5 protein-coding genes are annotated in these 3,832 nt (G+C 63.7%); 4 read left to right on the forward strand and 1 reads right to left on the reverse strand.

Annotation, left to right across the window (positions count from 1 at the left end):
• Nucleotides 1–337: hypothetical protein (locus ACFQ24_RS00035; protein WP_380908134.1), on the reverse strand; the 337-nt coding region annotated here is incomplete at its 3' end.
• Between the two features lie 372 nt (nucleotides 338–709).
• Between ACFQ24_RS00035 and ACFQ24_RS00040 the strand changes: the two genes are divergently transcribed.
• From ACFQ24_RS00040 to ACFQ24_RS00055, 4 genes are all read left to right on the forward strand, one after another.
• Nucleotides 710–1,258: a hypothetical protein gene (locus ACFQ24_RS00040; RefSeq protein WP_380908136.1), complete on the forward strand. Its 549-nt coding sequence runs from the start codon at nucleotides 710–712 to the stop codon at nucleotides 1,256–1,258.
• Nucleotides 1,259–1,310: 52 nt separating this feature from the next.
• Nucleotides 1,311–2,084: a DUF4262 domain-containing protein gene (locus ACFQ24_RS00045; protein ID WP_380908138.1), complete on the forward strand. Its 774-nt coding sequence runs from the start codon at nucleotides 1,311–1,313 to the stop codon at nucleotides 2,082–2,084.
• Between the two features lie 137 nt (nucleotides 2,085–2,221).
• Nucleotides 2,222–2,683, forward strand: coding sequence for a hypothetical protein (locus tag ACFQ24_RS00050; RefSeq protein ID WP_062063562.1), 462 nt, complete (start codon nucleotides 2,222–2,224; stop codon nucleotides 2,681–2,683).
• A gap of 15 nt (nucleotides 2,684–2,698) precedes the next feature.
• Nucleotides 2,699–3,781, forward strand: a complete 1,083-nt coding sequence (locus ACFQ24_RS00055) for a DUF5983 family protein (protein ID WP_062063565.1) — start codon at nucleotides 2,699–2,701, stop codon at nucleotides 3,779–3,781.
• Nucleotides 3,782–3,832 lie beyond the last annotated feature (51 nt).

Raw genomic sequence — 3,832 nt, forward strand, 5'->3', positions numbered from 1 at the left:
TGAAGCCTCGACAGCCTTCGATCCCGCCGATGCGCGATGCTGGATCGCGCGGGGTCGCCCTGAGCATCATGCAGAGCAACTGGCTCGCGCCTGGGCTGACTTCCCGGATCTTCCAAATGAGGCGCCAGCGCAGGACCGGATGGCCCGCATTCGTGAACGGGTCGCAGCGCTCCGTCCTCTCAACGACGCCATCTACGAGGAGGGCGAACGCGAGAGGAAACGCCGGAATTTCGCCTTTATCGAGCGCCGTGTGGCCGCCGGCGGCGCCGACACGCGCGATCATGTCATCCTGCAGGCCCGGATCCGCCATGGATATGACTGGGACGATGCCGTTCAATATGGGGACGGCACTATTGCGGCACTTTCAGGCTGGGAGCCGCGCCGATCCTTCCATACCCCGAGTGGCGCGAACGCTGATCCTTTCGAGCGTGCCTACGCTCAGGGCTTTCGCGACGCGGGAGGCTGCTATGACGACCCGTTCGATGCGGCCAGGCGTGCCTATGCTGCTGCTGCCGCGATGCCATGTGAGGCACGAAGCGCCCCTGGCCAGCCGTTGTCCCGGCCGCTCCCAAGCAGTTGGCCTCTCCCCACGGACGCGCCGCGCCCCACGCGATGGTCGAGGCGCCTGCTGATCCTAGGCGAGGCCACCGCGGCGGACACCGGTCTTGACCTTCCCGCCATGCTCCAGTCCCGGCCAGGTCATCAGGCGATGACAGCCATTCTGGCTCTTCCCGGACAGGGATTTCGCCTATGGAATAGTGTCTGCAACGCCGAAACGGCGCGTGCGCTCAGCTCCTTGCCTGTCCTGCTCGCCGATATCGATCCTGATGATCTTCTGGTTGTCGCGCATGGCGCGGATCTCGACTGGATCGACCGTCACGCCGATTTGCTTCCGCTATGCCGCACCATGGAGAGAACACGAAACTCCGTGATCCAGCAACGCGGCCAGCTGCGCGTGTGGCTCGATCGAGGGTTGGATGCCGGCGAAACCAAGGCCGGCGGTCATATCTGCTGGACGAAGATCGCCCAGGGGCTCTCCGGCCGTCTTGGCGAATTCACGGCCCGTTATGCAGGGCGAGCTCGGCCGCGCGGCCACCACATCGTGGTCGAACTCAAAGACGGAACGTCCGCAACCGGCTTCATGACCCCGCAGGGCGAACCGCTCAGACCTGAAGCGATCATCTCCAACAAGGCGCATTTGCGCAAACATATGGCGGCAATGCTGCGCCGCTTCGCCTCAGCGGTCCCGCACTACTGACCTGTCCCGAACGAGGCGACGCCGGCTCGCATCAGGAAATTGGAAGCCCATCATGACCATCCTCACGACCAGCACGGCCGTCATTCAATCCAACATCGACAGGGCGGGCCAACATATTTTCGCAATCTTCCCCGACGCCGACACGGCGGGCTTCGCCTACACGATCGGCAACGCCCGCCTCGGCCTGCCCGAACTGCTGATCATCGGCAATTTCGCGCCGCACCTGATGGCATCGGTTCTCAACGAAGTGGGCCAGCGAATGCGCCAGACGGACCAGGTGCCCGACAAGGATATCGATATCGGCGGCGCCTTCCCGATCCGTCCGCGCCTTGCCGGGGCGGCGGCGCGCAGCGCATTCACTATCCAGGTCGGGCGCCTTCTTGGCCATGAGGAATATNTGCCGTCGTCCAACTCCTTCTGCCCGATCCGATGGGCCTTTATCCGGGCGAGGCGAGGTGCGACCCTCGTTATGACGTGCCCCGCCCATGATGTCCTGCCCTTGAGGAACGCGGCCATGCGCCCGAACGCGAAAGGCCCAAATATGGAACCAGGCCAGCAAAACCGGTTGCCCCTGATCGTCAGGCAAGCCGGATATCCAGACATCATGGTGGAAACGCTCGCGGAAGCGTCGCGCCACTATTGCGAACGCCGCGATCAGACTGGTCTTGGCGCCAGTGCATTCCCGGAAGCCGAGCTCATCCGGGAGGGCATCGTCGTCGGCCGCATCAGCTACAATGGCCGTATCTGGAATCCCATCCCATGGCGACCGGGAGACAGGCCCATCTACGACAACGCAACTTGTCGCGGTGGCGAGCCAGAGAGCTGACATCCGTTTCAGCCAGATCGGGCCCCTTCTTCAAGGACATACAGACCGCCTTCACGACCGGGCTACGAAGCGAAGGGGGGAGGGGGCGTGCGTGAAACCGCGAGCAGTATTGCGCACGCATATGAAGGAAATGCCCGATGGATATGATCACCTGCAGGACCCGCATCAGCGGGCAGGCTCCGCTTTACAGCTATCGGGTCCTGGTCCCGCTGGACCAGCTTGCTCTCCACCGTCGGCACCATGTTGTCATTCTTCATGTCCCGACACCGGCGGGCCGGCAGCCCTGTACCCGGCTCGCCGACGTGCTGGCGCCAGGCCGCTGGTTCGAGCGCTATCTCGCCGTGCATTGCGGCCTGGCCGCGCGCCTCAACCTCGTGTCGCGCCGTGTCGAGGCCATCATCCTGCAGGCCATTTTCCCTGAAATGACCGCGCGTCTCGTTCCGCCGATGCTTCTGCTCGACCATGAGCCTGGCGAGGCCCGCCATCGCGTCTCCGGCATCGATTTCAATGCTGCCTTCGATAGCCTTGCACCCAGGATCGAAACGCTGATCGCCACCGATCTCGGCCTTTGTCGCAACAATCACCGCCGCGCAGCCTGAAGCAGGATTGAGCCCATGACCCGCTATGCCCCCTTTCATCTCGAAATCGCCGCCTGCCTATGGGAGGCGGTCCTGACTTTGCGTGATCGGCCTGCCGCCGAACCCGATGCGCTCGACCGCGCCCTGGCCATCCGCGGAACGTTCGACAGGCTTGGGGCTGAGACCCTGCGTCCCATCATACTCAGCTGGACCGCTACGGTCGAACGGGCATTGCAGGGCCTTGATGACGATTGCCCCTTCGGTCTCGACTGGGCCTATATCGGCCGATGGCTGGCCGAAAGCGTCGACTGGTCCCATCCGCACCACCCGGTCCTGCGTTCCGATGCGGCCGGACAGGACACTGAACAGGCTTGGCCGACCGGTATGGGGGAAGAGCCATCGCCGGGACCGACGGATATCGCCGGCCGCGACGATCACCTCGCTCTGCTGGCGCGGATACGCTCGGCCATCGAATATCCCGAGAACCTCGCACACTCTGCGCGCAGCGAACTGATCGCGGCAATCCACAGCGCCGAGGACCACATCGAACGATCGCCCTTGCCCTGGCCGGTCAAGCTTCATGCCGCCGCTATCGAGCACCGCTACGGCACCAATATTCATGCCGCGATCGATGAGTCATCTCTGGACGCGGAAATCGCCGCCTGGTGCCGCGAGTGGTGGAAAGAAACTGGCGACGAGCGCGATCCCGTCACGCTGGACGATGAAACCGTGATTGCCATCTATTTCGACGGGCACCCCTCGGACGGATGCGCCAAAGACCTACTCCAGGTCACGCCGCCGCTTTTCCACACAAGCCTCGCTCCGAAATCGGTGGAAACCGGACGCTATTGCGTGCTCTCGACCGCGCATCTGACGGTCCAGACCGCCGGCCTTCTCGATGGCTGGGCATCCTGGCCGCCGACCGAGCGGCCGATCGACATCGCCGCCTCCGTCTACGGCTGGTTCATTCCCACCCGTTCGCTCGACGAAGCGCGCCAGACGCAACTGCCGGCAGACCTGCTGCGCCTGATGGCGTTCGGCCGAAGCCGGAGCTTCCAGTTCCTTCTGCTCGATTGCGACGGTGACCGCTCGGATGATCTGCCTGTCCACGACTGGTGATCCTAAAATCGAAAGGAATCCCGATGATTGGAACGCTTGAACGCGCCGCGG

Origin of the sequence: Sphingobium olei (assembly GCF_042678845.1) — a bacterium.
GTDB lineage: Bacteria > Pseudomonadota > Alphaproteobacteria > Sphingomonadales > Sphingomonadaceae > Sphingobium > Sphingobium olei.

What these genes read in the sequence shown, in the direction of transcription:
- ACFQ24_RS00050 (WP_062063562.1), top strand. Translation starts at nt 2,222, where the DNA reads ATGGATATGATCACCTGCAGGACCCGCATCAGCGGGCAGGCTCCGCTT.
- ACFQ24_RS00055 (WP_062063565.1), top strand. Translation starts at nt 2,699, where the DNA reads ATGACCCGCTATGCCCCCTTTCATCTCGAAATCGCCGCCTGCCTATGG.
- ACFQ24_RS00040 (WP_380908136.1), top strand. Translation starts at nt 710, where the DNA reads ATGACAGCCATTCTGGCTCTTCCCGGACAGGGATTTCGCCTATGGAAT.